The sequence below is a fragment of the Streptomyces sp. NPDC027962 genome (assembly GCF_055566095.1).
Genome location: NZ_JBVHTA010000030.1, coordinates 1 through 25,996 on the forward strand (window position 1 = coordinate 1; position 25,996 = coordinate 25,996).

The following is a 25,996-nucleotide window of genomic DNA, read 5'->3' on the forward strand; positions in this document are numbered from 1 at the left end:
AGGAACCTCGACCATCCGAAGACGGACGGGGTATCAACATATCTGGCGTTGATTTTTGGCACACTGTTGAGTTCTCAAGGAACGGACGCTTCCTTCGGCCCCTTTCGCGGGCCTCCGGGCGCTTCCCTTCGGTGTTTCCAACACTATCAGGCTTCCTCGGCCCTTCTGACCACCACCCTGCGGGCACCCCAAGGGTCAGCAGTGGTTTAGACCAGTTAGGATCCGGCTTGACAAGCGCTACTGGCGACCCCCGACTCAGCGTCGCGTTGGGGTCAGGCAGGGCTACGACAGTACAGGTCTACCGACAGATGAGGCAAATCCGTCCGGTGTGCCCCTAGGCCGTCAACTGGTAGGTCTCAGACGGAACTAGGACTTCTCATGACCTACCCTTCTGAAACAGTGCGTCGACCACGGCACGCCGTGTCGGCGCCGAACGAATCTCCGCCCCTGGGAGGCTCCATGACCGCAGTGACGTCCCCTCTTGCCGGACGAGCCATCGGACTCGCCGCAGTGCCCGATCCGGTGTTCTCCGGTGCGATGGTCGGGCCCGGGACAGCCATTGACCCCGTGCGTGAGCCGTCGGAGGCACTCTCTCCCGTCGACGGCATCATCGTGTCGCTGCACCCGCATGCCTTTGTTGTCGTCGACGACCAGGGCCACGGGGTGCTGACGCACCTCGGTATCGACACCGTGCAGCTGAACGGCGAGGGCTTCGAGCTGCTCGTCAACAAGGGGGACACCGTGCGCCGCGGTCAGGCCGTGGTGCGCTGGGACCCTTCAGCCGTGGAGGCTGCCGGCAAGTCCGCCATCTGCCCGGTCGTGGCACTCGAGGCCACCCCCGATGCGCTGTCCGGGCTCCGCGAGGACGGCGAAGTAGAGGCCGGCGACAGCCTCTTCGGCTGGCAGTGACCGCCGACGCCGGTGACGGCGGGTCGGAGATTCATCGCGGCGGCACGGATCGTCGCTCTATCGGAGACGGTGAAATGGAGACAACGCTGCGAGGCGTCGGCGTGAGCCACGGTGTGGCGATCGGCGAGGTGCGGCACATGGGCACGGCGGTTCTCGAACCGCCGGCCAAGCAGATCCCGGCACAGGACGCGGGGCGCGAACAGGGGCGCGCCCGTCAGGCTGTCGAGGCCGTGTCCGCCGACCTGATTGCCCGCGGCAATCTGGCCGGCGGCGAGGCTCAGGCGGTGCTCGAGGCACAGGCCATGATGGCGCAGGACCCGGAACTGATGGCCGATGTCGAGCGCCGTATCGCGGTCGGCAGCACGGCCGAGCGTGCGGTGTACGACGCGTTCGCCGCCTACCGGGCCCTCCTGGCCGGTGCCGGTGAGTATCTGGCCGGGCGGGTCGCGGACCTGGACGACGTGCGGAACCGGATCGTGGCGCGGCTGCTGGGCGTGCCGATGCCCGGCGTTCCCGACAGTGACGAGCCGTATGTACTGATCGCCCGGGACCTGGCGCCGGCGGACACCGCGCTGCTGGACCCGGCGCTGGTGCTCGGGTTCGTCACAGAGGAGGGCGGGCCGACGAGCCACAGCGCAATTCTGGCGCGGGCGCTCGGGGTGCCTGCGGTGGTCGCTCTGCCGGGCGCGGGTGAGATCGCCGAGGGCACGCTGATCGCCGTCGACGGCAGCACGGGGGAGATCTTCGTGGAGCCGAGCGACGAGAAGCGCGAGCAGATGGAGCAGGCCGCGGCGGAGCGCCGGGCGGCCCTCGCCGCCTCCACCGGACCGGGGGCGACGTCCGACGGGCACAAGGTGCCGCTGCTGGCGAACGTCGGCGGCCCCGCGGATGTGCCTGCGGCCGTGGACGCCGGCGCCGAGGGTGTCGGTCTTTTCCGTACGGAGTTCCTGTTCCTGGACGACGGCAAGCAGGCCCCGTCGGAGGAGAAGCAGGTCGAGGCGTACCGCAAGGTGCTCGAGGCCTTTCCTGAGGGGCGGGTGGTCGTGCGGGTGCTGGACGCCGGCGCGGACAAGCCGCTCGACTTCCTGACCCCGGCCGACGAGCCGAACCCCGCGCTCGGTGTGCGCGGTCTGCGCTCACTGCTGGACCACCCGGAGGTGCTGCGGACACAGCTGTCGGCGCTTTCGAAGGCCGCGCAGGGGCTGCCCGTGTACCTCGAGGTCATGGCGCCGATGGTCGCGGACCGTACGGACGCCAGGGCTTTCGCCGACGCGTGCCGGGAGGCGGGCCTGCGGGCGAAGTTCGGGGCGATGGTGGAGATTCCGTCCGCCGCGCTGCGCGCGCGCTCGATTCTGCAGGAGGTCGAGTTCCTGTCGCTCGGTACCAACGACCTCGCGCAGTACACCTTCGCCGCCGATCGGCAGGTGGGTGCCGTCTCACGGCTGCAGGACCCGTGGCAGCCCGCGCTGCTCGACCTGGTGGCGCTGTCCGCGGAGGCTGCCAAGGCCGAGGGCAAGAGCTGTGGTGTGTGTGGTGAAGCTGCCTCCGATCCGCTGCTGGCGTGTGTGCTGACCGGTCTGGGTGTGACGTCGCTGTCGATGGGCGCCGCGTCGATTCCCTATGTGCGGGCGACGCTCGCGAAGTACACGATGGCGCAGTGCGAGCGTGCTGCCGCGGCGGCGCGTGCTGCGGACACCGCCGAGGAGGCCCGGGGGGCCGCGCAGGCGGTGCTGTCCGGCGAGTAGTCGGGTGCGGCACGGCGCCGGTGCGTGACAGGGGGCTTTCCGCCGACGGCGGGAAGCCCCCTTCGGTGTCAGTGGTGGCTCTCCGGGTCGTCGGTGGTGACGGGGAAGCCCGCGCAGTATTCGACGCCGGGCTCCGGGGACAGGGGATCGCCGGTGGCGGAGTCGGTGCAGTAGGCGCTGAACACCTCGCCGGCGGTGAGCGGGTCGAGACGGCCCCGGTGGAGCCGCCAGCCGTGGAGATGGTCGGGGGTGCCGGGGGTACTGGTGCGGAGCACCACTCCCCCGTTGGTTTCGAGGGCGATGCCCGCCGCGAGGACGGTGACGAACTCCGCGCCTTCCGCAGCGTCGATCTGTGCGGACGACGACGGGCTGCCCTGCGCGTGGAGAACGGCGAGAAGCTGTTCGTCCGGACCTGGGACGCTGCAGACGAGATGGTGCGTGCCGGGTCCGGCCACCTCGAGCAGGCGCATCAGCATGCGGGAGGCCTTGTCGAACGCGGACCTTCCGATGTCCTGTCCGCAGTCGGCGCACGCGCCGAGGTCGGCGAGGAGCATGGTGGCGTACTCCCACGTGGCCTGACGGACCGCCTTGTTGATGAGAAGGGGCAGCAGCGTGCGCAGCGGCTGCTGCCCCGTGTACGCGACGCCTGTGCCGCGGCCGGCGAGCTCTGCGGTGAAGAGGCTGCGGCCCGCCGGGGCGTCGGCGTCGATGCCGGCTTCCGCGCAGTACTCGGCGAACTCGTCCGGGTCGAAGAGGGCCACGGATGTGTGCAGTTGCTGAGCAGTCAGGGTTTTGAGCAGTTGCTCCGACTGCCGAAGATAGGTGGTGTAGTCGTCGAACGCGAAGCTGCGGTAGCGGCGCATGGCCGTGAAGTCCTGTTCGTCAGCGAGGATGCCGACGGTGCTCGGGACTTCTCGGCGCAGGGCGCGCCGCATTGCCGCGTTGCTGCCGGGCTGCTTGGACTGCCTGGACTGCCTGGACTGCTTGATGTGCGCCATGCCGATTTCCCCCAGTGCACTGTCGATCATTCGTGACTCACGGTAGTGGGAGGCACTGACAATGCCGGCCCCGGCAGCCTGTCGCGTACGAGTCGGCTCTGGGCGAGGCAGACCGTGCAGAGGCCGGTGCCGAACAGGGCCCAGCCGACAGGGCCTGCGGCGATGGTGGCGGTCATGACGAGCGGGCCGAGACTGCGCTGGGCCGAGTTGGCCAGGCCATGGACGCCGAGGTAGGCGCCCTGGGCTTCGTCCGGTGCGAGGGCGACGGACAGTTCCCAGGACGCGGTGGCGTGCAGCATTTCGGCGAAGGTCAGGGCGACTGCGGCGACGGTGAGGCTGATCGTGGCGCCCCATACTCCTCCGACGGTCGAGAGGCTGAGGGCGAGGGAGCCGACCGCGAATGCTGCGGCGAGGGGTGTGAGAAGCCGGCGGGCGGCGTGGCTGGTGGCGCCGAATCGGGCGAGGGGGATCTGGAGAACGACCACCATCACGTTGTTGAGCACGAGCAGTAGCGGGGCCAGGCCGTGCGGTGCGTCGGTGGCGTGCGCGATCCACAGCGGGAGTCCGACCTTGAAGACGGCGTCGTCGAGCAGCAGGAGGGTTTCGGTCGCGGTGTAGAGCAGATAGGTGCGGTCGCGCCAGGGGCCGGTGGGCCGTGCGGGGGCGGTGGCGTCGCCACCGCTGGGCCGTGACGCGGGCGTGGGCGCTTCGCCACAGCGCACGATGAGCAGGGCCGCCGTGAGAGACGCGATGCCGTTGCCGATGACCAGGCACTGGTAGGCGAGGGTGGTGCCGACGCCGAGAGCCGCTGCCGCCGCGAGGCCTCCGACGGCGAAGCCGATGTTGGAGACGGTACGGTTCACGGCCTGGTAGCGCACGCGGTCGGGGCCCGCGATGCGTGCGGCGTACAGCTTGGTCAGGACGCTGGAGGCGCGGTCGCCGAAGCTGCCGGCAGCGGAGAAGGCGATCAGCAGTGCGTACTGGTCGGTGGTGAGGAGGCAGAGTCCGGCCGCCGCGCGCAGCAGTTGCATCGCGATCAGTAGGTGGTTGAGGGACATCCGGTCGGCGAGGCGTCCGGCGATGGGGGCTCCGGCGACTCCGATGCCGGCGGAGACGGCGATGAGGATGCCCACCTGGGCGATGGTGAGGCCCGTGACGTAGGTGAAGTAGAGCGCCGCGGTGGCTGCCCACAGACCGTTGCCGGTCTTGTCGACGAGAGCCGTCCAGAGCATGCGGCGGCCGTCGCGGCCTCCTGGTATGCGTTCTTCGAGTGTGCGCCGACGCTGCTCGTGGCTCACCGTTTCTCCCCCTCGGCCTTGACGCAAATTATGTATCGGTACATAATTTGGAACGTGGCAGCACAATATTCGATCTCGGGTAGGACCGCCAGCGCTATCGCCGCCTCCGCCGAACGGGCGGTGGCTGAGGGGATATTGGGGCCGGGAGACGCGCTCCCCCCGGTGCGCAGGCTCGCCGACGACCTGTCCGTCAGCCCGGGCACGGTGGCGACGGCCTACAAGGAGCTGCGGCGGCGCGGGCTCGTCGTCACCCGGGGCCGCGGCGGCACGATCGTTGCGGCGGCTCCTTCGGTCGCCTCCCGGCGGCCACCCAAGGTGCCGCAGGGTCTGCGGGATCTGGCCGGCGGTCACCCCGACCCGGCGTTCCTGCCGGATCTGGTGCCGTCCTGCCGGCTCTCGGCCGGTGTCCGCTCGCACCGTGCGACGCCTCGGCTGCCGGAGCTGGAGAAGGCGGTCCGGGCCTGGATCGGAGAGGCGGGCGTGCCGGTCGAGCACGTCACCTTCGCGCACGGGGCGCTCGACTGCGTGGCACGTCTGCTGTCCACCGATCTGCGGCCGGGTGACGCTGTCGCCATGGAGGACCCCGGCTACCACCATCTGCTCGATCTCGTGCAGGCCCTGGGGCTGCGGTCAGTGGCCGTTGCCGTGGACGACGAGGGGATGCGGCCCGAGGCGCTCGAAGCGGCACTGCGAGCGGGCGCGCGCGCCGTGGTGTGCAGCCCGCGCGCCCAGAATCCGTACGGCGGGGCTTTCTCGGCCGCGCGGCGCGACGCGCTCGTGGCGGTGCTGGGGCGGGCGCCGGATGTGCTGGTGATCGAGAACGACCATGCCCCGGACATCGCGGGCGCGCCGCTCCATTCACTGGCGTCCGGTGGTCTCGCGCGGTGGGCCCACGTGCGGACCGTCACCAAGTTCCTGGGAACGGACTTGCGGTGGGCCGCGGCGGCGTGCGACCCGACGACGCTGGCGCGTCACGACGGGCGGCTGCTACTGACGTCGGGGTGGATCAGTCATCTGCTGCAGCGCACGGTCCTCGGCCTGATGACCGACGCCGACACGAAGGCCCTGGTGGCCCGCGCCCGCTCCGCCTACGGCGAGCGACGGCGGGCGCTGATGGCCGAGTTGGCCTCACAGGGGGTGGAGGCACACGGCGTGAGCGGGATGAATGTGTGGGTACCCGTCCGCGACGAGTCCGCGGTCGTGAACGGACTGCGTTCGCGGGGCTGGTGGGTCGCGGCCGGGGCGCGGTTCCGGCTCTCGGCGCCCCCCGGGGTGCGGATCACGTCCGCCGGCCTGCGGCCGGCGGACGCGGCCCGGCTGGCCTCGGACTTCGCCTGCGTGCTGGGCGAGTCCGAGACCACGTACGGAGGTTGACGGCGGTCGTGTCTACTGGTGACCTGAGCCGGAGAGGGTCTGTCGTTTGGACCAGGCCGGATCAGTGAGTGGGGGTCCCACCACGCCCGCAGGGCGTAGGGGGAGGTAGGGGGGAGGGTGTCTGGCGCATGGGGCTCCGGGCCCGCCGGGGCCCAGGGGACGGATCGCAAGGCGGAGGGGGCACCTCCCACGCCGAAGGCGTAGGAGGTGGCATGGCGGAGCCATGCCGACCGACCACACGCAGCGAGGCGCGGTGCCAGGGCACGCGAGCCCGGCAAGATCCGAACGAGAGGCCCTCGCGGGTGCACGATCCCCTCGAAGGAACGTCTACTTGCGGGTGCGCGCGATCTCCTCGTAGAACCGGAGTAGTTCGAGGTTGTCGACGGAGCCCGGATTGACCGCCTTGGCGAGCGCAGTGCCCTGGAGGAGTCGCTTGACCGGGACCTCGATGCGCTTGCCGGTGAGGGTGTGGGGAACGCCGGGGACCTCGATGATGTCGTCGGGGACGTGTCGCGGCGAGAGATTCTCGCGGATGGACTGCTTGATGCGGGTGCGCAGGCCGTCGTCGAGGACGGCGCCTCCGGCGAGGTGGACGAAGAGCGGCATCCAGTAGCCGCCGTCCGGCTCCTCGAGGCCGATGACGAGCGACTCGCGGATCTCGGGGAGGCGTTCGACGACCTCGTAGATGTCGGCCGAACCCATGCGGACCCCTTGGCGGTTCAGCGTGGAGTCGGAGCGGCCGTGGATGATCACGGAACCGCGGTCGGTGATGGTGATCCAGTCTCCGTGACGCCACACGCCGGGGTACATCTCGAAGTAGCTGTCGCGGTAGCGGCTGCCGTCGGGGTCGTTCCAGAACCGGATCGGCATGGAGGGCATCGGATTGGTGACCACCAGTTCGCCGACCTCGCCGATGACCGGTTTGCCCTGCGGATCCCAGGACTGCAGGTCGGTGCCGAGGCACGCGGCCTGCAGCTCGCCGATTTCCACGGGGAGCGTGGGCACGGCCCCGGCGAAGCAGCTGCACACGTCGGTGCCGCCGCTGACGGAGGCGATCCACAGGTTGTCCGCCACCTCGTCGTGCAGCCAGCGGAAGCCGTCGGGCGGCAGGGGGGAGCCGGTGGTGGCGACACATTTGACGCGGGAGAGGTCGAAGTCCCGTCCTGGGTGGACGTCGGCCTTGGCGCAGGCCATGACATACGCGGCGGAGGTGCCGAACAAGGTGGCTTCCGTGCGTTCCGCGACACGCCACTGGGCACCGGTGTCGGGGTAGCCGGGGCTGCCGTCGTAGAGGACGACGGTGGTGCCGGTGAGCAGGCCGGAGACGAGGAAGTTCCACATCATCCAGCCGGTGGAGGTGTACCAGAAGAACCGGTCGCCGGGGCCGAGGTCGCAGTGGAGGCCGAGCTGCTTGAAATGCTCCACCAGGATGCCGCCCTGGGACTGGACGATGGCCTTGGGCAGGCCGGTGGTGCCGGAGGAGTACAGCACCCACAGCGGGTGGTCGAAGGGGACCTGCTCGAAGGCCGGCTCGGCATCTCCCGCGGTCACCGCGGCCCAGTCGAGGGCGCCCTCGGGGGTGCCGGTCCCGAGCAGCGGGATGTGGACGACGGCACGCAGGGTGGGCAGTTCGCGGCGGAGCTCGGCGACGGTCTCCGTGCGGTCGTGCTCCTTGCCGCCGTAGCGGTAGCCGTCCACGGTGAACAGGACAACGGGCTCGACCTGCTGGAAGCGGTCGAGGACGCTGCGGGCGCCGAAATCGGGGGCGCAAGAGGTCCACACCGCTCCGACGGCGGCGGTGGCGAGGAGCGCGGTGACAGCCTGCGGGATGTTGGGGAGGTAGCCGCTGACGCGGTCCCCCGGGCGGACGCCGAGGGCGCGCAGCTCGGCGGCGAGCGCGCCGACCTGGCGCCGGAGCTCGGACCAGCTGACGGGCGTCGACTCATGTGCCTCGTCCACATACAGCAGCGCGGGATCATGGGCACGCGCTGGGTCTTCGGCGGTGCGCAGGGCGTGCTCGGCGTAGTTGAGGGTTGCGCCGGGGAACCACTGGGCGCCGGGCATCGCGCGATCGGCGAGGACGCGCGAGTACGGGGTCGAGAAGTGGATCTCGAACCATTCGGCGACCGCCTGCCAGAACGTCTCCAGCTCGTCGACGGACCAGCGGTGCAGCGCGTGGTAACCGCCCTCGGCGGGAGCCCCGTGGCGCTCGGCGGCCCAGGCCTGGAATCGGGTGATCCGGGCGGCGGCGATGCGGTCGGGGTCGGGCTGCCAGAGAGGGGCAGGGTTCGCGCTTGAGGTCATTGATCGGCTCCCGGGCTGGCTCTACGCGGTGTCTGCGTGCGCCGCGCACGGGCGGGGTGTGCGCGGACGCGGCTGACAGGACGATGCCATGTGATCGTCTTTCGCACCAGGGCTGACCCCCCATGGTCAGCTTGGCGAATATGTGCTCCCACCACGGGTGAACGGCAGTTGAACAGCGCATCTGTGTCCGTTCTCGGATGGCAGGGTGATCCGCATGGACGGTCGTGATCTGGTGCGCTCGGTGAGGACGTTCGCTACGGCACAGGGGCTGCGGGCCGCCCGCTCGGCCTGGCGCAGGCACCGGGCCGATGCCGTCGGCCTGCCGGCCAGGGGCCCGGAGCGGGCCAGAGTGCCGGGTCCGGCGACCGGCGCGGAGCCGCTGCCCGGTGGAGGGATCGTACGGTTCGCCCGTTCCGAGCTACGCGTCGTGGTGACGGCGGGCGGGGCGGTGTGCCTGGGGTGGGACGGTGCGCTGCCGGAGCCCTCCTACGCCCTGGCCGGTGCTCCTCCCGAGCCCGACGCGCGGGCGGAGCTCGAGCCGGACAAGGACGGCGGCTGGCGGGTGGTCTCCGAGCGGCTGACGGTCGAGGTCTCGCGGCACGGGGGGGTGGCGATCCGCACGCCGGGCGGTGTGGTGCTGCGTCGGGAGCTGCCGCCGCGCTGGTGGGAGCCGGTCGGAGGAGGACCGGCGCGCTGGGTGCAGCGCAGCGAGATCCCGGCCGACGCACGCCTGTTCGGGCTCGGCGGGCGGGCATCGGGGCCCCGGCTGCGGGACGGTGTCCACCGGCTGTGGAACACGCCGCCGCAGACAGGGGTCGGTCCGGGGGCGGACCCCGCGCCCATCACCATGCCGGTGCAACTGGTCGTGTCCGACGCGGCGACCCATCTCGCCTTCTACGACAACACGTGGGAGGGCACGGTGGGCGTCCGTGAGGGCGAGGAGGGCGCAGGGTCCGGCCACGACCGGCCCGGCACCGTCGAGCTGCGGATGGAGGGCGGGCCGCTGCGCAGCTGGGTGCTGGTGGGAACGCCTGCGCGGGTCCTCTTCGGCTGGGCGCAGTTGACGGGGGCGCCCGCGCCGCCCCCGTCGTGGGCGCTGGGCGCACACCACGTCGTGCGGGCCGACAGCGAGGAGGAGCTGCGCCGGGCCGCGGCCGCCCATCGTGAGCTGGGCCTTCCGTTGTCGGCCGTCCATGTCGCCGGGCCTGCCGGCGTCGGCTTCGACGGCGGACCGTCCGGGCTCACGGGCGACCGCGACCGTTTCCCCTCGCTGACGGAGACCGCGAAGGATCTGCGTGAGGAAGGGGTGCGCCTGGTCCGTGCGGTCGGCCCGGCGGTGAGCGTCGTGCCGGGAGAGGCGGTGTACGACAGAGGGTCCTCCGCGGGGCTGTTCGTGCGGGACGCCAGGGGCGCCGAGGTGCGGGGCACGGCGGGTCAGCAGGACTGCGTCTTCCCCGACTTCACAGAGCCGCGGGTGCGCGAGTGGTGGGGAGAGCTGTACGAGGAGGGGCTCGCGCAGGGCTTCTCGGGTGTGTGGCACGACGGGGACGAGCCGGTGGCCGACGCGGCCTTCGCCGGTTCGACGCTCCCCCGATCGTCCCGGCACGCCCTGGACGGGCGCCCCGGCGACCATCGGGAGGCGCACAACGTGTACGGCCTGCAGATGGCCCGGGCCGCGTACGAGGCGCTGCGCCGGCTGCGTCCCGACGAGCGGCCGTTCCTGGTGTCCCGCTCCGGCTGGGCGGGGATGCAGCGGTACGGCGGCGCCTGGTCCGGGGAGGTCTCGGCGGGCTGGCCGGGGCTGCGGGCAACGCTGTCGATGGTGCTGGGGCTCGGGCTGTGCGGCGTCCCGTACGCGGGAACGGACGTGGGCGTTGACGGCGGGCCGTCGTCGGAGCTGTATGTGCGGCGGCTCCAACTGGCGGCGTACCTGCCGCTGCTGCGTACGGAGGAGGCCGCTCCGTCGCGGGCGTACGGTCCCGACGTGGCGGCGTACGCAAGGGCCGCCCTGGAGGAGCGGGCGCGGCTCGGCCCGTACTTCGTGACACTGGCTCAGCTGGCCCGGCTGACCGGGGCGCCTTATGTGCGTCCGCTGTGGTGGGGATACCCGGAGGACCGGGCGCTGCGGGACTGCGAGGACGCCTTCCTGCTGGGCGACTCGCTGCTCGTGGCCCCGGTCCTGGAGCAGGGTACGGACCGGCGTGCGGTGCGGCTGCCGCGCGGCCGGTGGTACGACACGGCCACCGGCACGGCCTACGACGGCCCCGGCCAGGTGCTGGTGGACGCCCCGCTGTCCCGGATCCCGGTGCTCGCACGTGCGGGTGCGGTACTGCCGGTGCTCGACACGGCGGGCGGGGAGGGGGGCGGACAGGGCAGGGCCGGGCTGGAGGTCTGGGCGCCGGCCGTGGGTCGTACGGGTGGCGGACTGGTGGTCCGGGACACCGGGGACGGATGGGCCGAGCCGGAGGTCGAGCGCTGGACGACCCGCCTGATGAACGGGCGGGTCGTGGTGGAGCGGATCACGGACGGCGGGCCGGTCGCGGTCGAGGAGCCGGTACGGGTGCGGGGAGTGGAGTGACGGGGACCCCGCTGGGGAGTGGCCGACGGGCGCCCGCCCTCGGACAGCCCCGCCCCCAGACAAGCGCGCCTTCAGCCGGGCGCGCCTTCACCGGTGTAGACGCCGGCGAACCAGTTCCGCGCCGCGATCGTGTGGAGAGGGAAAGCCAGGTCCGCGGGACCGCGCAGCAGCCGCCAGCCGTCGGTCTCGTCGGTCGGCGTGGACGGTGGCAGTTCGGCCGCCGGACGCTTCGGGAGCAGCCCGAAGACGAGCAGATGACCGGCCGGAGAGCTGAGGGCGTCGGCGAGCCGCACGTCGCGCTGCGGAGCCTCGATACCGGTCTCCTCCCGCAGCTCACGCACCACCGCGTGCCGCCAGTCCTCGCCGTGATCGATGAATCCGCCGGGCAGAGCGGTTCCGCCGAGGGCGGGCTCGATGGTGCGGGTGATGACGACGAGGCCGGTGCCGCGCTCGTCGTGGACGGGCAGCAGAGCGACGGCGACCGGCAGCGGATTGCGGTAGGCGATCTCGCCGCAGGCGGGACAGGTGCGGGGCCAGCCTGCGATGGAGCCGTACGGCGCCCCGCAGTGGCCGCAGTGGGAGTCCTGGGACACGCGCGGACTGTATCCGATCACTCTTTCCCGGCGGGCCGGCAACTGGTAAACGGTCGGCGCATGACTCGACTTGGTTCCGCCTTGCGTGCCCTGACCGCCACAACCGCCGCTCTGCTCTCCGTCACCACAACGGCTCCCGTCGCCGCCCAGGCAGTTCCGGAACCGAAGGCGCCACGGGAGTTCGTGGCGCTGCGCGCCGTGGCGCCGACGATCATCCAGGAGATGCGTTACACAACGGCGCACAACTTCGTGGGCGAGCCGGTCGACGGCTACCGGCAGCCGGTTTGCATCGTCACGCGGCCCGCGGCGCAGGCCCTGCGCCGTGCGCAGTCGGCACTGCTGCGGCAGGGGTACTCGCTGAAGGTGTACGACTGCTACCGGCCGCAGCGTGCCGTCGACCACTTCGTGCGGTGGGCGAAGGATCTCGAGGACGAGGCGATGAAGAAGGAGTTCTATCCCCAAGTCGACAAGTCGCGCCTGTTCACGGACGGCTACATCGCGGAGAAGTCCGGGCACAGCCGCGGCAGCACGGTGGACCTGACGATCGTGAAGCTGCCCGCCCTGTCGGCACGGCCGTACGTGCCGGGTGAGACGCTCGTGCCCTGTTACGCGCCGCAGGCCGAGCGGTTCCCGGACAACTCGCTCGACATGGGGACCGGGTACGACTGCTTCGACACGCTCTCGCACACCGACGATCCACGAATCACCGGCAAGCAGCGCGCCGACCGCGACCTGCTGAGGAGCACCCTCGCCGCGGTCGGCTTCGTGAACCTGCCGGAGGAGTGGTGGCACTTCACGTACAAGCCGGAGCCGTTCCCCGACACGTACTTCGACTTCCCCGTCGCGGTGCGTTCGGTCGCAGGTCACCGGGCGGGCTGACGCGGGGCCGGGCGGCGGCTACCGTGCCGGGCATGACGCAGCAGCAGACTTTCCAGTCGTACGAGGATTTCTGGCCCTACTACGTCGCAATGCACTCGCGGGCGGCGACCCGGTGGGTGCATCTGACGGGCACGCTGACCGGGCTCGCGGTCACGGCGTACGGGCTGGCGCGCGGGCGGAAGCGTTACGCGGCCGCACTGCCGCTGATCGGGTACGGGACGGCTTGGCCTGCCCACTTCTTCATCGAGGGGAACAACCCGGCGACGTTCGGGCATCCGGCGTGGTCGTTGCGCGGTGACGTCCAGATGATCGGGATGATGCTGGCCGGCAGGGACGCCGAACTGGCCGAGATCGCCGCCAAGTGGCTGGCGGAGAACCGCTGACCGCTCGTTCCGGGCGCTGCCTGTCTCCTGGACAGCGCATGCTGAAGGCGACCTTGACGCCCCCTCACAGCCGGTGAAAACTGCCTGTTCGTCGGCAGTGCCGTACGTCGGCGCGCACGCTCACCACGCTCAACACGGACGCCGGGCGTGGCAGGGACTTGCCCTGCCTCCGGCTCCGCAGCCATGGATAGCTATGGCATGCACATGGAGCACGAACCCTGCACGGAGGGCCGGGGCCCATGTCCCGGGTGAGGGCCAAGGAGCCGCCATGAGCAACGCAGACATATTCCTCGGTGAGGTCATCGGCACCGCGATTCTCATCCTCTTCGGTGCCGGCGTCTGCGCCGCCGTCACCCTGCATCACTCCAAGGCGAAGTCCGCGGGCTGGGTCGTCGTCGCGTTCGGCTGGGGCTTCGGTGTGCTGGCCGGCGCGTACACCGCCGCACCGCTGTCCGGCGGGCATCTCAACCCGGCGGTCACCGTGGGGGTCGCCGTCGACACCGGGGAGTGGAGCAAGGTACCGCTCTACATCGTGTCGCAGATGATCGGCGCGATCGTCGGCGCCGTACTGGCATACCTCGTCTACTTCGCGCAGTTCCAGGCGAACGGCGACGCCAAGAACGCCCAGCCCACGCTGGGGATCTTCGCCACCGGTCCGGAGATCCGCAAGCCGTGGGCGAACGCCCTCACGGAGATCATCGCGACGATGGGGCTGGTACTGCCGATTCTCGCGTTCGGGAAGAACGACGGCATCGGCATCGGCCCAGTTCCCGGCGAGGACGCCGGAATCTACGGCTCCGGCATCTCCATCCTGCTGGTCTCGCTGCTGGTCGTCGGCATCGGTCTCTCGCTCGGGGGGCCGACCGGTTACGCCATCAACCCGGCCCGCGACCTCGGTCCGCGGATCGTGCACGCCGTGCTGCCGATCCCCAACAAGGGGACGTCCGACTGGGGTTACGCCTGGGTGCCGGTTTCCGGGCCCCTCGTCGGAGCGCTGCTGGCCGGACTCATCTTCAATGCGGCCTTCTGAGGCCTCTCGTTTGGATCAGGCCGGCCGATTCGAGAAGGGGACGTCATGACGGACAGGTTCGTCGCCGCAATCGATCAGGGCACCACATCCAGCCGCTGCATCATCTTCAACCAGGACGGCGCCGTCGTCGCCGTCGACCAGCGCGAACACCGCCAGATCTTCCCCAGGCCCGGGTGGGTCGAGCACGACGCGACCGAGATCTGGTCGAAGGTGCAGGCGGTCGTCGCCGGGGCCGTCGCCAAGGCCGGTCTGCGCGCCGACCAGCTCAGCGCCCTCGGGATCACCAACCAGCGCGAGACGACGGTGCTGTGGGACCGGGCCACCGGAAAGCCCGTGCACAACGCGATCGTCTGGCAGGACACCCGTACGGCGGCTCTCTGCCACAAGCTGGGCGGCTCGGACGGGCAGGACCGCTTCCGCGACACCACAGGTCTGCCGCTGGCCAGCTACTTCTCGGGACCGAAGGCCGCCTGGCTGCTGGACGACGTGCCCGGGCTGCGCGCGCGGGCGGAGCGGGGCGAGATCGCGTTCGGCACCATCGACTCCTGGCTGATCTGGAACCTCACCGGCGGCACGGACGGCGGTGTGCACGTCACCGACGTGACCAACGCGTCGCGGACCATGCTGATGGACCTCCGGACCCTGGAGTGGGACGCGGAGATCCTTGCCGCGATGAACCTGCCGAAGGTGATGCTGCCCGAGATCCGGCCCTCCTCGGAGGTCTACGGGACGGCCGTCGGCCAACTGGCCGGGGTGCCGGTGGCCTCCGCGCTCGGCGACCAGCAGGCCGCGATCTTCGGCCAGGCCTGCTACGACATCGGCACGGCCAAGAACACCTACGGGACCGGCAGCTTCCTGCTGCTCAACACCGGCAACCGGCCCGTCCCCTCGAAGAGCGGCCTGATCACGACGCTCGGTTACAAGATCGGCGACGAGTCACCCGTCTACTGCCTGGAGGGGTCCATCGCCATCACCGGCGCCCTCGTGCAGTGGTTCCGTGATCAGCTCGGCATCATCAGCTCGGCCGCCGAGATCGAGACGCTGGCCGCGAGCGTGGAGGACAACGGCGGCGCGTACATCGTGCCCGCCTTCTCCGGCCTCTACGCCCCCTATTGGCGCTCCGACGCCCGCGGTGTCGTCACCGGCCTCACCAGGTACGTGACGAAGGGGCACCTCGCGCGGGCGGTCCTGGAGGCGACCAGCTGGCAGACGCGTGAGGTGGTCGACGCCATGTACCAGGACTCCGGGGTGCAGATCACCACGCTCAAGGTCGACGGCGGCATGACGGCCAACAGTCTTCTGATGCAGCATCAGGCGGATGTGCTGGCCGTGCCGGTGATCCGGCCGAAGGTGTCGGAGACGACCTGCCTCGGCGCGGCGTACGCGGCGGGGCTGGCCACGGGTGTCTGGTCCGGCCTGGACGAGCTCAAGACCCACTGGCAGCGCGATGTGGAGTGGTCGCCGCGGATGGAGGCGGAAGCCCGGGAGCGCGAGTACCACAACTGGCGCAAGGCGGTGGAGAAGAGCTTCGGCTGGGAGGAGGAAGCCGGCCAGGGCTGAGCCGCCGGGGGCCGTTCGGGGCCGTCCGGCCCACAGAGCCCACGGCCCGTACCCCTGTCGGTGGGGGTACGGGCCGTGTCATGTCATGAGCTCAGGTCGTGGCGTGCTCGCGCACCTGGTCGGCGCGGGCCAGGGCGTGCTCGACGACCGCGACGAGGATGTCCTTGACGGACTCCCGCTCGCGGGCGTCGCCCATCAGCAGCGGCACCTCGGGGTCGAGGTCGAGCGCGGCGCGTACGGTCTCCGCGGGGAAAGGGTCCGCCCCCTCGAAGCAGTTGACCGCGACCGCGAAGGGGATGCCCCGGCGTTCGAAGTAGTCGACGCCCGCGAAGCAGTCCTCGAGGCGGCGTGTGTCGGCGAGGACGACGGCGCCGAGCGCGCCCTGCGCCAGCTCGTCCCACAGGAACCAGAATCGGTCCTGGCCCGGGGTGCCGAACAGGTAAAGGACCAGGTCCTCGCGCAGGGTGATGCGTCCGAAGTCCATGGCGACCGTGGTGGTCGTCTTGGTCTCGACGCCGGCGAGGTCGTCCACCGGCCTGCCGGCCTCGGTGAGCGTCTCCTCCGTGCGCAGCGGTTTGATCTCGCTGACCGCGCCCACCAAGGTGGTCTTGCCGACGCCGAAGCCGCCTGCCACCAGGATCTTCAGAGTCACCGGCTCGATCGGCGCCTTACGGCGGCTAGAGCGCCCGAAGACCATTGATCACCTCGCGGAGAATACTCACGTCCGGCAGCTCGGCCGGCGGAACGGGACGGGTTACGTGTACGAGCGCGTCGTCGACGAGATCGCCGACGAGCACGCGGACCACACCGACGGGCAGGTCCAGGCCGGCGGCGAGTTCGGCGATCGACTGCGGGATATTCTCGCAGCGTTCGACGATCTCGACGTGCTCCGGCGAGAGCGTCTGGTCACGGACCGGGTCGTCGGCCGCGGCCTCCGGCACGACCAGGGCGATCAGGTCGAGCCGGTGGCGGCCCGCGTGGCTGGTGCGGCCGCGGGTCATCGCGTACGGGCGCACCACCGGGCCCGCGTCGGCGTCTATCCAGTGGTGCGACTTGTGACCATGCTGGAGTGAGTCACTCATGGCCGCCCTCACCCTCCGGCGGCCGGACCGGTCCGTGGCGCGGTGACGAGGTGGGCTCCGACCCGCTTGACCATCAGCGTCATCTCGTAGGCGACCTGGCCCACGTCCGAGTCGGCCTCGGCCAGCACCGCCAGGCAGCTGCCGTCGCCGGCGGCGGTGACGAAGAGGAAGGCCTCGTCGAGCTCCACGACGGTCTGGCGGACCTGCCCGGCGTCGAAGTGGCGGCCGACGCCCTTGGCCAGGCTGTGGAAGCCGGAGGCGACGGCCGCGAGATGCTCGCTGTCCTCGCGGGTCAGTTCGCGGGATGTGCCGGTGGCGAGTCCGTCACTGGAGAGCACCAAGGCCTTGCGGATACTGGCAACGCGGTCGACCAGCTCGTCGAGAAGCCAGTTGAGCCCGCCCGAGCGCTGGGCCTCGAGCCGGCCGCCGTTGGCGTCGGTTACTGCGGCGTGCGGTGCGGTCATCGACCGTCCCCCTCAGATGTCGATCCGTCGAATGTCGATCCTGGTGCCGACCGGCCGTCGCCGGTGGCGAGGTCACTTCCTTGTTCGGCTGCGGCGTCCTCCGCGTTGCGGCGGCGGCCGCGCTGCCAGCCGCGCTGCATGGACGCCATACGGCTGCGGACTTCCTCCGCATCCCGCTCCGCCTCACCGCGTTCCGCAGGGACGGCCGTCTGCTCGCCGTCGCGTTCGGCCGACGCCCTGAGCTGGGGCGCGAGGCTGGCCTGCCGGACCCGGCGTGGCAGGCCGTCGAGCGGCGGTGGCGCGCCGTCCGGCCCGGGCGCATCGCGCGACGGCCCTGCGGGCTGCGACGGCCGGGTGTCGGGAAGCGGTGCCGATTCCCGCGCGGGCTGCACGGGCGCGGGGCCGGACAGCGGCCTCGGCTTCGCGCGGTCGCGGCGGTCCTCCGGGAACGGGGTGGGCGCCGCCGTGAGCGGCGGCCGGGCGAACGGCGTCGGTTCCACAGCCCGTCCGGGCTCCTCGGCCGGGTGATTACGTCCCGCCGCACCACGCTCGTCGACCCGTCGGCCATGGTCGGCGACGAGCGTCGGGGCCTTGCGCCGCGGCAGGGGCACGGGCCCGGCGCGGTGCTCGCGGGGCTGCGCCAGCGCCTGCTGGTGCTGCTCGCCGGACCCGTCGCCGTGACGCCGGCGGGGGCGGAAGATGCCGCCCCGCTCGCTCTCGGCGTCCTCCCGGTCGGCTGGGCGGCCGGGGTCCGTGGACGGGGGCCGGTCGTCGCCCAGCAGCGAACGGTCCCGCTCGTCGAGGCCCAACGCGCCGATCGGTGCCTCCAGTTCGACTGGGCCGTCGAGGAGGGCGGAGCCGGCCAGGCCGGTCGGCACCTGGGACAGGGCAGCCTGCTTGCTGTCGCCGCGCCGTCCGGCCGCGCTGTCGCTCTTGCGGTCGAGACGGAACCCTGTGCCCTGCGTCTCCGGCGCCTCGGTGAGCAGGGCCGCCGGTATGAAGACCACGGCGGTCGTGCCGCCGTACGGGGACTGCTGGAGCGATACCCGGACGTTCTGGCGCTGGGCGAGACGGCTGACGACGAAGAGGCCGAGCCGGTCGGTGTCGGAGAGTTCGAACTCAGGGGTCTCCGCGAGCCGCAGGTTTGCGTCGAGGAGCGCGTCGGCCGCCATGCCGAGACCGCGGTCGTGGATCTCGAGGGTGAAGCCGTTGGCCACCCGTTCGCCCAGGACCTGCACACCGGTGTGCGGAGGAGAGAACACCGTCGCGTTCTCGAGGAGTTCGGCTATGAGATGGGTGAGGTCGGCGACCGCGGGCCCGCCGACGCCGATCCGCGGCAGTCTGCGCACCTCGATGCGCTCGTAGTCCTCGACCTCGGCCACCGCGGCCCGGACGACGTCCATCAGCTGGATGGGCTTGCGCCACTGCCTCGACGGTGCGGCCCCGGAGAGGATCACCAGGCCCTCCGCGTGGCGGCGCATGCGGGTCGTGAGGTGGTCGAGACGGAACAGGTCGGCCAGTTCCTCCGTGTCCTCGGTGCGCCGCTCCATCTGGTCGAGGAGGGAGAGTTGGCGGTGCAGCAGGACCTGGTTGCGGCGGGCGAGGTTCACGAACACCTCGGAGACCCCGCGCCGCATGTCGGCCTGGCGGACGGCGGCCTCGACGGCCGCCCGCTGAAGCGTGTTCAGCGCCTGACCGGCCTGGCCGATCTCATCCTTTTCGTACTCGAGGCGCGGTGCCTCCGTCTCGACGTCGACGTGTTCGCCGGCGGCGAGGCGCCGCATCACGCTGGGCAGCCGCACGCCGGAGACCTCGTGGGCCTCTCTACGCAGCCGGGACAGGTCGCGGACCAGGTCGCGGCCGATCCGTACGGAGACGATCACGGAGACGAGCAGCGCCAGGAACCCGAGGACGCCTGCCACTCCGGCCAGGAGAAGGACCCGGTACGCGCCGGGCTCGACCCGGTCCTGATAGCGGTCGCCGGCGTCGGCGGCCTCGCGGTCGAGCTGGGCGAGGACCGGGGTTGCGGCCTGCTGCCAGCGTTCGGCGTCCGACGCCGGCAGCTTGTCGGCCGGGCCGGTGGCGATGATGCGTTCCTCGGTGTCGCGCAGGGGCGCGGTCTCCGGGCTGCTCCAGTACTGCTCGAACGTGTCCCGTTCCCGGGACGGCAGCATCTCGAGGTTCGACGCGTAGTAGACCTTCCGGTGCGCGACGTGGTCGGCGAGTTCGCGGATCTGCGGGGCCGTAATCTTCCGGGCGGTCAGCGAGGAGGCGATGAGGGCGTCCTCGCGGGAGAGCATCTCGCGGGCGCGGGAGAGCCCGACCAGAGCGCGTCCCTGGCGTTCCATCTCGACGTCGTCGAAGGCGTGCAGGGTCAGCAGGAAGCTGTGCGCGGGGTCGACGAGCCGGTTGTAGAACTCGAGGGCGTCCGCGCGGGTGACGGTGTTGGTGTCCACGGACCGGCGCAGGGCTGCGATGCCATCGAAGGCGTCGAGGAGTGCCGTCAGTTGCTGCGCCGACTCGGAGGTCATGTCGTCGTGGTTCGAGGGCTGCCGCGCTTGCTCCCGGATCGCGGCGAGGGCGTTGTCGGTGGCCGCGCGGCGTGTACGCAGGGCCGGTTGTGCGTCGGCGGCCCGTCGGTCGGCGAGGTAGATCAGCGTCTGCCTGCGTTCCCTCTGGACGACGTCGATCGTGTCGAGGACGGGTTTGCCGACCTGCTCCGCGACGGAGCTCGCGTCGAGCAGCTGGTTCGCCTCCCGACCGGTCAGTACGGTCGCGAAGCCCCACAGGGCCGTCAGGGACACGAGGGGGACGAGCAGCAGCGCCACGATCTTCCGGCGGATGGACTTCCCGCGAAAGCGCATGGCCTCCCCCTGATCGACCCCGCACGGTGCGGGTGGTGTTCCGACAGCAAACGGCGTGAGCCTACTACTGTCACACGACCAACTCGAAGAGACGTCCGGACGCTTTTCGGCCTCCGTAATACCGTTCGATCATGGGATGTCCTGGTATTCGGGGAGTTGGCATTCTGTGCCTGCCGGGCGACAGCGGCGGCACGCCACTTTTCGGACCAGGGCAGATGGCTGGAATTCTTCACTCCCGGGGAATCATCCGGCCTGCTCATTCGTCGTTCTGTACAGGGGCGTTGAAGGTTCGCAGTCGCCACGCGCATGGAATTCGGCCGTTGTCGGCGGGGGTTCGGGCGGCGGGTTCTGCGGCGGTTGTGCGGCTGCTGTGCGGGCAGCCGGAGTAAGGCGACCGAATCCGGGCGGCCACCGCTATGTCGGACAGAGGTGGGGAGTGACAGGAAGCATGGACACGGACGAGCGTCGAGAGGCGACGCCGACGGCGGACGACGCCCATGTGCCGCGGCAGCTCTGGGTCGAGGAGCCGGTGGCCAGACGGCGCATGGCCGACCCTGTCCGTACGGCGGCGGTCCGCGCGGTGATCATCGCGTCGCTGACGATGATCCAGTCGATGGCGGCGTTCCTCTTCACGCTCACAGGGGCCTGGCTGGCCTTCCCGCTGGTGCTCAGCAGCATCGTCAGCACGGTGGCCGCCACCTGGGCGGTACTCGACGTGTGGGTGACCCGCCAGGTGTGGAACCAGCGGAACGGCGTGGTGTCCGCACCGAGCAGCACCGCGCGCCAACTGCGCCGCGAGCGCCGCCGCGCCCGCCGGACGGCCCGCGCCGCGGGGCGCGAGACCACGCACATACGGCGGCGCGGCACGGGGAGCCTCTCCCAGGCGTAGGGCCTGCCTTACGGGCCCGGGGCCTTTCGTTTGGATCTTGCCTGGCTCGCGTGCCCTGCCATAGGGCCGGGCTCGTCCGTTGGCCCACGCCGACGGGTCGGCGTGGGCAGGGGCGCGGGCGGCGCTACTCCTGCGGGCCCGCCGCCGGCTGTGCCGGCCGGGCCTCGGCGGGCTCCCCGGTCGGCTGCTGCGCGGGCAGCGGGGCGCGCTTGAACATACGGGTCGCGGTGATCTCTCCGTGCACGGTCTCCCCCGCCGGATCCACCTGCGGCAGGCCCGGACGCAGATGCTCCTCGACGCTGATGTACTTCAGACCTGCCCGCAGGTCCGCATCGTTGCGCAGCCGGATCACCAGGGGGAACTCCGCCAGCGCCGTCGTGTCGAACAGGCCGGTGGTGTAGAGCAGCTGCACGCCGAGCGCGTCGGAGACCGCCCGCTGGAGCTCCAGCAGATAGGTGGCGTTGGCGCGGCCGATGGGGTTGTCGAGGAACAGGGTGCCGGCGTGCCGGTGCTTGTCCCTGCCACGGTCGTTGCTGCGCAGCGCGGCCATCGTGCAGTACAGGGCGATGGCGGCGGTGAGCAGCTGGCCGCCGGAGAAGACGTCCCCCATCTGACCGACCGGCACACGCTCGGCACGCAGCACCGCGTCGGGCTTCAGGATCTCCACGGCCACGCCCTTGGGCTGCAGCGCCGCCTGAACCCCCCTCAGCAGAAGCGACATGCCGTCGCGCCGGCCCTCGCCGTACGCGGCAGACGAGTTCTTCCTCACCGCGGCGCGGGTCGCCTCATCGACGACCTCGCCGAGCCGCTCCGCGAGCGTCGCCTGGTCCGGCTCCTCGAACCTGATCCGCAGGAACTCCTGCCCCGACCACTCGCCGAGCCCTTCGGGCAACCGGGAGAGCCGCTGGGCGGAGCGGAGCGTGGCCAGCGCCGACTCCACGAGGCCCCGCAGCCGGTCGACGATGGTGTCGCGGTTACGCTCGAGCTGTTCCAGCTCGTCGGTGAGCACGCGCAGCCGGGGCGCGAACGCCTCCGCCCACTTCGCCGCGTGCTCGGGCAGCGCGGCGGCGGGCAGTTCGCGGATCTGCTGGCGGGCTGGGGTGCGGACCTGCTCGTAGCGGGTGGAGTTGGCGTGCCGGACGAGCACGTCGCTCGCCTCGCGTACGGCCGACTCGGCCGCGGACAGGTCGGTCGCGCAGCCGCGCAACGAGCGGCGTGTCTCCGCCGCGAAGTGGCGGGCCTCCTCCAGGGTGCCCGGGTACGGCTCCGGCGTGTCCGGCGTCTCGTCCTCGTGGTGCTGGTCGCGCAGCAGGTCGCGCAGGAGCGCGGCCGTCTCCTCGAAGCCGCCGACAGCGTCCTCCGCGGCCCGGTGGGCATGGAGCAGACCGGCGTGCGCGGCGCGTGCCGTCTCCAAGGCGTCGGTGCAGGCGGCCAGTTCGCCGGCGGCCGTACGCAGCAGGGCCTGGGCGTGCTCCGCGTCCGCAGGGACGAGGTCGTCGGGCAGGTCGGTGTGGGCCTCGCCTTCGGCGGGGGCGAGGCGCTCGGCCTCGCCGCGCAGCCGGCCGAGCTTCTCGCTCGCCTCCGAGGCACGCGACTCCAGCATCTGCACCAGGGATTCGGCCCGGGCGGCGGCGGCCTGGCGGGAGGGGCCGTCGGCGCCGTCGGTTCCCTCCAGGAGCTGGGCCGCGCGGGTGCGGACCTTGTTCGTGAGCCGGTCGAGCTCCGCGAGGGCGGCGCTCTCGTCGCTCTCGGCGCGGGCCTGCTCGGCGCGAAGATCCGCGCCGACGCCGACCTTCTCGTAGAGCTGGGAGGCCGCGCGGTACGCCTCGCGCAGGGTGGGCAGCGCGGGGCGGGGCGTCGTCCCGTCCTCTTCCGGCAGGTTCTCGGGCGCTCCGGCGATCTCGGCGCGCTCGGCCAGCAGCGCACGGGCGGTGCGGCGGGCGTCGTCCGCCGCGCGCTGCGCGGCGCGACGGTCCTCGTCGGCGGCCTTCGCGCGCTCCAGGCAGGTCGCGGCGCGGGCCTCGGACTCGGCGGCCTCGTCGGCGAGTTCACGGAGCTTCACCTGCCATCCTGCCCGTTCACGCAGTCGGAACGCGAGACCTGCGAGCGCGTCCGCGGCCCGTCGAGCGCGTTGGGCGGCGTCCTGCCGCTCGTCGCGCACTCGGGCGGCGTCGGACGCCGCCTCCTCGGCTTCGGCGCGGGCGGTGCGGGCCTCTGCGAGCGTTTCCTGCGCTTCTTCCGCGGCCGCGCGGGCCGTACGGGCGCCTTCGCCCAGCTCGGCGAGCATGCCGGGCGGGCAGTCCGCGCGCCACGCGCCGAGGCGCGCCGCGATGGCCCGGTCGGCCGTGAGGCGGGCTGCGAGCGCCCGGATGTCCTCGTCCCGTGCGCTCGCCCTGGCGCGCAGCGCCTGGCGCTCCTCGTCGGCGGCGTGTTCGTCGTGCATCGCCGGGTTCGGCGGCACGAGGAACACGTCCCCGTCGTCGCCGGTCCCCGGCTCCGGGACGGGGGCGAGCAGCGCGGCGGCGGTACCGACGGCCACGGCGGACCGGGGCAGCAGGGCCGCGCCGGCGAGGACGTCACGTGCGCGGGCGTGCGAGGCCGGGTCCGTGATCACCACACCATCGACGAGCTCGGGCCGTGCGGCCAGGACGGCGGCGTGGTCTGCGGGGTCGACGGACTGTGCGAGATAGCGCCAGCCGGGCAGGGCGGGGATGCCGTGCTCGCCCAGGTGTTCCACGGTGGCGAGGACGTCGGGGCCCGGCGGCAGCAGCCCTCCGTCGCCGAGGGCGCCGAGAATGCGGGCGTCGTCGGCGGCGGCGGTGCGCAGGTCGAAGAGCTGTCGTTCCGCGGAGGCGACGGACTGCTCGAGCAGTTCGCGCAGTTCGTCGGCGAATCCGTCGAGCTCCGCGACGGTGAGGGGCCCTTCACCGGGCCGGCGGGGCGGGGCGAGGCGGCCGTCCGGGCCCCGGCGGGCAGCACCCTCGGCGGCGAGCTGTCCGTGCAAGGCGGCGGTGGCGTCGCCGTGGGTTGCGGGAACGGCCCCGCCGGTGCCGAGCGGGTCGGCGGTGCGCGGTTGCGGAACCAGGGACTGCGTGGTGGTGGGTGCCAGGCTCAGCAGGTCCGTCAGACGTTCGTCCTGCGCGATGGACTCGGCGGCGCGGCGCTCGGCCTCGTAGGCGTTCTCCGCTGCCTGTCGGGCGTCCGCCGCCCGGGCGGCGGTGAGCTCCGCGCGGCTCTCCGCGGCCGCCGCCTCCCTTGCGCGCTCAGCAGAGGAGCGGGCGGCCTCGCGGGCCTCGTCCCATGCGGCGACGGTCGTCTTCTCGGCGTCGCTCGCCGCCAGCGCGGCACGGGCCGGGTCGGCGTCGGGGGCGGTGTCGTCGAGCCATCCGGCCCGTACCGCCTCCGCTGTCTCCTGCTCGACCTCGGTCAGCCGCTGACGAAGGTGGCCGATCTCGCTGCGGGCGCGCTGGGCCTCCGTCGCGGCCGCGGTGGCGTCCCGGTGCGCGGCCTCGCCGGCCTCCTGCAGGGCGCGGGAACGCTCCTCCTCCTCGTTGGCGACGCGTTCGCCGTTCTCCGCCGCCGCGTGCAGGGCGCGGACGAGGTCGCCGGCGGCCTTGGCCCGCGCGGCGAGCGCGGGGGCGGCGTCCCGCTCCGCCTCCCGGATCGCCGTGGCGACGCGAGCGGAACGGTCGGCGGCCGCCCGGTGCCGCAGGACCGCCTCCGCCGCCTGCCACGCCGAGTGCAGCGTGCGCGCGTCGATGAGCTCCCGGCGCTGCGCGGCGGCGCCCTTCTCCGCGGCCGCCAGGGCCAGGGACGCGTGGCGGAAAGCCAGTTCGGCGGCGACCAGCGAGCTGCGGTTGCGTGCCTGCTCGGCACCGGTCACCGTGTGCGCGGCAGCGGTGACCTGCTGGGCGAGGTCCGCCGTACGGGTCCTCTCCTTCGCGGCGCGGGCGGAGAGGCGACGGGCCAGGGTGCGGGTGCGGCGCTCGGCGGCGGCGTGGACGTCACGCGCCCTGGTGCGGGTCTCGGCGGCTTCGACGATGCGGCCGAGCAGGTCGACGGAGCCCGCGGTGAAGTCCCGTTCCGCGGTGAGCTCCGCGCGGCGGCCCAGCTTGTTGCCGAATCCGCTGACCAGGTCGGCGAGGCCGTCCGTGTCGCGGGTGTCGGTGACGGCGCGCAGCAGAAGGTCGGTGAAGTCGGAGTCCTTCTTGACGGCGAAGAGGCCGGCCGCCTCGCCCTCGTCGGCGTTCATCTCCCGCTGGTAGCGGAAGAGTTCGGGGTCGAGGCCGAGGTCGCCGAGGTGCTCGTTCCAGCGGTCGTGGATCTCCTCCCAGTACACGTCGAGATGGGGATACGCCTTGCCGGCCTCGGTGACGGCGTCACGGAAGCCCTTCATCGTGCGCCGGCGGCCCTGGGCGCCCGACGCGCCGTCGACGGGGGGACGGACGGCGGTGGACTCGGCGACCGGCAGGGAGTCGAGGCCGAGTCCGGGGCCGGGACGGAAGGAGTACCAGGCCTCCGCGAACTTCCGCGGGTCGTTGGACACCTGGCGTCCCCGCCACTCGCTGACCTTGCCGACGACGACCAGCTCGCCGGTCAGGGTGTGCTGCCACTCGAGCGCCACGTGGCCGCAGTCGTCGGCGAGCAGGAACTTGCGCAGCACGCCCGAGCTGGCTCCGCCGAGCGTGTTGCGGTGGCCGGGCAGCATCACGGAGAAGATCAGTTTCAGCAGGACCGACTTGCCGCCGCCGTTCTCGAGGAAGAGCACGCCCGCGGGCGCCGGGCGGCGCGGCGGACCGACCGGCTCCTCCTCGAAGAACTCCGCCTGCGTGGGGGCGGGGTTGGGCACGGGCTCGCCGACTCCGCGCAGGTCGAGCACGGTGTCGGCGTAGCGCGCACCGGCAGGACCGATGGAGTAGAGGCGGACCCGGGACAACTCGTACATGGCGGCGGACTCTCGGTTTCGTCGATACGTTCGTCTGAACGGTTACGCGGTGGCGGGCAGAAGTCGGGCGGGGACGGGTATGCGGCGGCGGGCCGGAGTTG

At 71.9% G+C, this 25,996-nt stretch carries 18 protein-coding genes; 9 read left to right on the plus strand and 9 right to left on the minus strand.

From position 1 onward, the window contains the following. Positions 1-459: 459 nt before the first annotated feature. Together ACZ4SA_RS25105 and ptsP are read left to right on the plus strand one after the other, a co-directional pair. Positions 460-909 (plus strand): PTS sugar transporter subunit IIA, encoded by a 450-nt coding sequence (locus ACZ4SA_RS25105; protein ID WP_468278464.1) that lies wholly within the window; start codon positions 460-462, stop codon positions 907-909. Between the two features lie 74 nt (positions 910-983). Next, positions 984-2,654: a phosphoenolpyruvate--protein phosphotransferase gene (gene ptsP / locus ACZ4SA_RS25110; protein ID WP_468278467.1), complete on the plus strand. Its 1,671-nt coding sequence runs from the start codon at positions 984-986 to the stop codon at positions 2,652-2,654. Positions 2,655-2,722: 68 nt separating this feature from the next. Here ptsP and ACZ4SA_RS25115 read toward each other — a convergent pair whose 3' ends face one another. After that, on the minus strand, positions 2,723-3,652 hold the full coding sequence (locus ACZ4SA_RS25115; RefSeq protein WP_468278664.1) for a hypothetical protein: 930 nt from the start codon (positions 3,650-3,652) through the stop codon (positions 2,723-2,725). Between the two features lie 26 nt (positions 3,653-3,678). Then, positions 3,679-4,950, minus strand: coding sequence for an MFS transporter (locus ACZ4SA_RS25120; RefSeq protein ID WP_468278470.1), 1,272 nt, complete (start codon positions 4,948-4,950; stop codon positions 3,679-3,681). Between the two features lie 54 nt (positions 4,951-5,004). Here ACZ4SA_RS25120 and ACZ4SA_RS25125 point away from each other — a divergent pair, with 54 nt between their 5' ends. Beyond that, positions 5,005-6,324 carry an aminotransferase class I/II-fold pyridoxal phosphate-dependent enzyme gene (locus ACZ4SA_RS25125; protein ID WP_468278473.1) on the plus strand — a complete coding sequence of 440 codons (1,320 nt, stop codon included), beginning with the start codon at positions 5,005-5,007 and terminating at the stop codon, positions 6,322-6,324. A gap of 327 nt (positions 6,325-6,651) precedes the next feature. Here ACZ4SA_RS25125 and ACZ4SA_RS25130 read toward each other — a convergent pair whose 3' ends face one another. Next, complete coding sequence (locus tag ACZ4SA_RS25130) at positions 6,652-8,628, minus strand: acetoacetate--CoA ligase (RefSeq protein ID WP_468278476.1); 1,977 nt, start codon at positions 8,626-8,628, stop codon at positions 6,652-6,654. A 214-nt stretch (positions 8,629-8,842) separates the two neighbouring features. Between ACZ4SA_RS25130 and ACZ4SA_RS25135 the strand changes: the two genes are divergently transcribed. Further along, on the plus strand, positions 8,843-11,206 hold the full coding sequence (locus tag ACZ4SA_RS25135) for a glycoside hydrolase family 31 protein (protein WP_468278479.1): 2,364 nt from the start codon (positions 8,843-8,845) through the stop codon (positions 11,204-11,206). 71 nt (positions 11,207-11,277) lie between these two features. Here ACZ4SA_RS25135 and ACZ4SA_RS25140 read toward each other — a convergent pair whose 3' ends face one another. Continuing rightward, positions 11,278-11,799 (minus strand): NUDIX domain-containing protein, encoded by a 522-nt coding sequence (locus ACZ4SA_RS25140; protein WP_468278482.1) that lies wholly within the window; start codon positions 11,797-11,799, stop codon positions 11,278-11,280. Positions 11,800-11,859: 60 nt separating this feature from the next. On the opposite strand from ACZ4SA_RS25140, the gene ACZ4SA_RS25145 reads away from it, so the two are divergent. From ACZ4SA_RS25145 to glpK, 4 genes are all read left to right on the plus strand, one after another. Beyond that, on the plus strand, positions 11,860-12,678 hold the full coding sequence (locus ACZ4SA_RS25145) for a M15 family metallopeptidase (protein ID WP_468278484.1): 819 nt from the start codon (positions 11,860-11,862) through the stop codon (positions 12,676-12,678). A gap of 32 nt (positions 12,679-12,710) precedes the next feature. Beyond that, complete coding sequence (locus ACZ4SA_RS25150) at positions 12,711-13,061, plus strand: Mpo1-like protein (protein ID WP_468278487.1); 351 nt, start codon at positions 12,711-12,713, stop codon at positions 13,059-13,061. A 268-nt stretch (positions 13,062-13,329) separates the two neighbouring features. Beyond that, positions 13,330-14,091 carry an MIP/aquaporin family protein gene (locus tag ACZ4SA_RS25155; protein ID WP_468278489.1) on the plus strand — a complete coding sequence of 254 codons (762 nt, stop codon included), beginning with the start codon at positions 13,330-13,332 and terminating at the stop codon, positions 14,089-14,091. A gap of 45 nt (positions 14,092-14,136) precedes the next feature. After that, positions 14,137-15,651 (plus strand): glycerol kinase GlpK, encoded by a 1,515-nt coding sequence (gene glpK, locus ACZ4SA_RS25160; RefSeq protein WP_468278492.1) that lies wholly within the window; start codon positions 14,137-14,139, stop codon positions 15,649-15,651. A gap of 91 nt (positions 15,652-15,742) precedes the next feature. Here the strand turns inward: glpK and ACZ4SA_RS25165 are convergent, their stop codons facing one another. Genes ACZ4SA_RS25165 through ACZ4SA_RS25180 form a run of 4 tightly spaced genes read right to left on the minus strand, consistent with a single transcriptional unit; the run spans position 15,743 to position 20,061 of the window. Beyond that, complete coding sequence (locus ACZ4SA_RS25165) at positions 15,743-16,348, minus strand: GTP-binding protein (protein WP_468278495.1); 606 nt, start codon at positions 16,346-16,348, stop codon at positions 15,743-15,745. Next, positions 16,329-16,733: a DUF742 domain-containing protein gene (locus ACZ4SA_RS25170; RefSeq protein WP_468278498.1), complete on the minus strand. Its 405-nt coding sequence runs from the start codon at positions 16,731-16,733 to the stop codon at positions 16,329-16,331. The genes ACZ4SA_RS25165 and ACZ4SA_RS25170 overlap by 20 nt, the downstream gene beginning before the upstream one ends. A gap of 8 nt (positions 16,734-16,741) precedes the next feature. Then, positions 16,742-17,197, minus strand: coding sequence for a roadblock/LC7 domain-containing protein (locus tag ACZ4SA_RS25175; protein ID WP_468278501.1), 456 nt, complete (start codon positions 17,195-17,197; stop codon positions 16,742-16,744). Further along, entirely contained in the window at positions 17,194-20,061 is a 2,868-nt protein-coding gene (locus ACZ4SA_RS25180) for a sensor histidine kinase (protein WP_468278504.1), read from the minus strand. The genes ACZ4SA_RS25175 and ACZ4SA_RS25180 overlap by 4 nt, the downstream gene beginning before the upstream one ends. A gap of 448 nt (positions 20,062-20,509) precedes the next feature. Here ACZ4SA_RS25180 and ACZ4SA_RS25185 point away from each other — a divergent pair, with 448 nt between their 5' ends. Further along, entirely contained in the window at positions 20,510-20,950 is a 441-nt protein-coding gene (locus tag ACZ4SA_RS25185; RefSeq protein WP_468278507.1) for a hypothetical protein, read from the plus strand. Positions 20,951-21,074: 124 nt separating this feature from the next. Here the strand turns inward: ACZ4SA_RS25185 and ACZ4SA_RS25190 are convergent, their stop codons facing one another. Further along, positions 21,075-25,895, minus strand: coding sequence for a coiled-coil domain-containing protein (locus ACZ4SA_RS25190; RefSeq protein WP_468278510.1), 4,821 nt, complete (start codon positions 25,893-25,895; stop codon positions 21,075-21,077). Positions 25,896-25,996: the final 101 nt, after the last annotated feature.

What these genes read in the sequence shown, in the direction of transcription:
- ACZ4SA_RS25165 (WP_468278495.1), bottom strand. Translation starts at nt 16,348, where the DNA reads ATGGTCTTCGGGCGCTCTAGCCGCCGTAAGGCGCCGATCGAGCCGGTG.
- ACZ4SA_RS25105 (WP_468278464.1), top strand. Translation starts at nt 460, where the DNA reads ATGACCGCAGTGACGTCCCCTCTTGCCGGACGAGCCATCGGACTCGCC.
- ACZ4SA_RS25115 (WP_468278664.1), bottom strand. Translation starts at nt 3,652, where the DNA reads ATGGCGCACATCAAGCAGTCCAGGCAGTCCAGGCAGTCCAAGCAGCCC.
- glpK (WP_468278492.1), top strand. Translation starts at nt 14,137, where the DNA reads ATGACGGACAGGTTCGTCGCCGCAATCGATCAGGGCACCACATCCAGC.
- ACZ4SA_RS25155 (WP_468278489.1), top strand. Translation starts at nt 13,330, where the DNA reads ATGAGCAACGCAGACATATTCCTCGGTGAGGTCATCGGCACCGCGATT.
- ACZ4SA_RS25185 (WP_468278507.1), top strand. Translation starts at nt 20,510, where the DNA reads ATGGACACGGACGAGCGTCGAGAGGCGACGCCGACGGCGGACGACGCC.
- ptsP (WP_468278467.1), top strand. Translation starts at nt 984, where the DNA reads ATGGAGACAACGCTGCGAGGCGTCGGCGTGAGCCACGGTGTGGCGATC.
- ACZ4SA_RS25150 (WP_468278487.1), top strand. Translation starts at nt 12,711, where the DNA reads ATGACGCAGCAGCAGACTTTCCAGTCGTACGAGGATTTCTGGCCCTAC.
- ACZ4SA_RS25190 (WP_468278510.1), bottom strand. Translation starts at nt 25,895, where the DNA reads ATGTACGAGTTGTCCCGGGTCCGCCTCTACTCCATCGGTCCTGCCGGT.
- ACZ4SA_RS25170 (WP_468278498.1), bottom strand. Translation starts at nt 16,733, where the DNA reads ATGAGTGACTCACTCCAGCATGGTCACAAGTCGCACCACTGGATAGAC.
- ACZ4SA_RS25180 (WP_468278504.1), bottom strand. Translation starts at nt 20,061, where the DNA reads ATGCGCTTTCGCGGGAAGTCCATCCGCCGGAAGATCGTGGCGCTGCTG.
- ACZ4SA_RS25135 (WP_468278479.1), top strand. Translation starts at nt 8,843, where the DNA reads ATGGACGGTCGTGATCTGGTGCGCTCGGTGAGGACGTTCGCTACGGCA.
- ACZ4SA_RS25175 (WP_468278501.1), bottom strand. Translation starts at nt 17,197, where the DNA reads ATGACCGCACCGCACGCCGCAGTAACCGACGCCAACGGCGGCCGGCTC.
- ACZ4SA_RS25130 (WP_468278476.1), bottom strand. Translation starts at nt 8,628, where the DNA reads ATGACCTCAAGCGCGAACCCTGCCCCTCTCTGGCAGCCCGACCCCGAC.
- ACZ4SA_RS25145 (WP_468278484.1), top strand. Translation starts at nt 11,860, where the DNA reads ATGACTCGACTTGGTTCCGCCTTGCGTGCCCTGACCGCCACAACCGCC.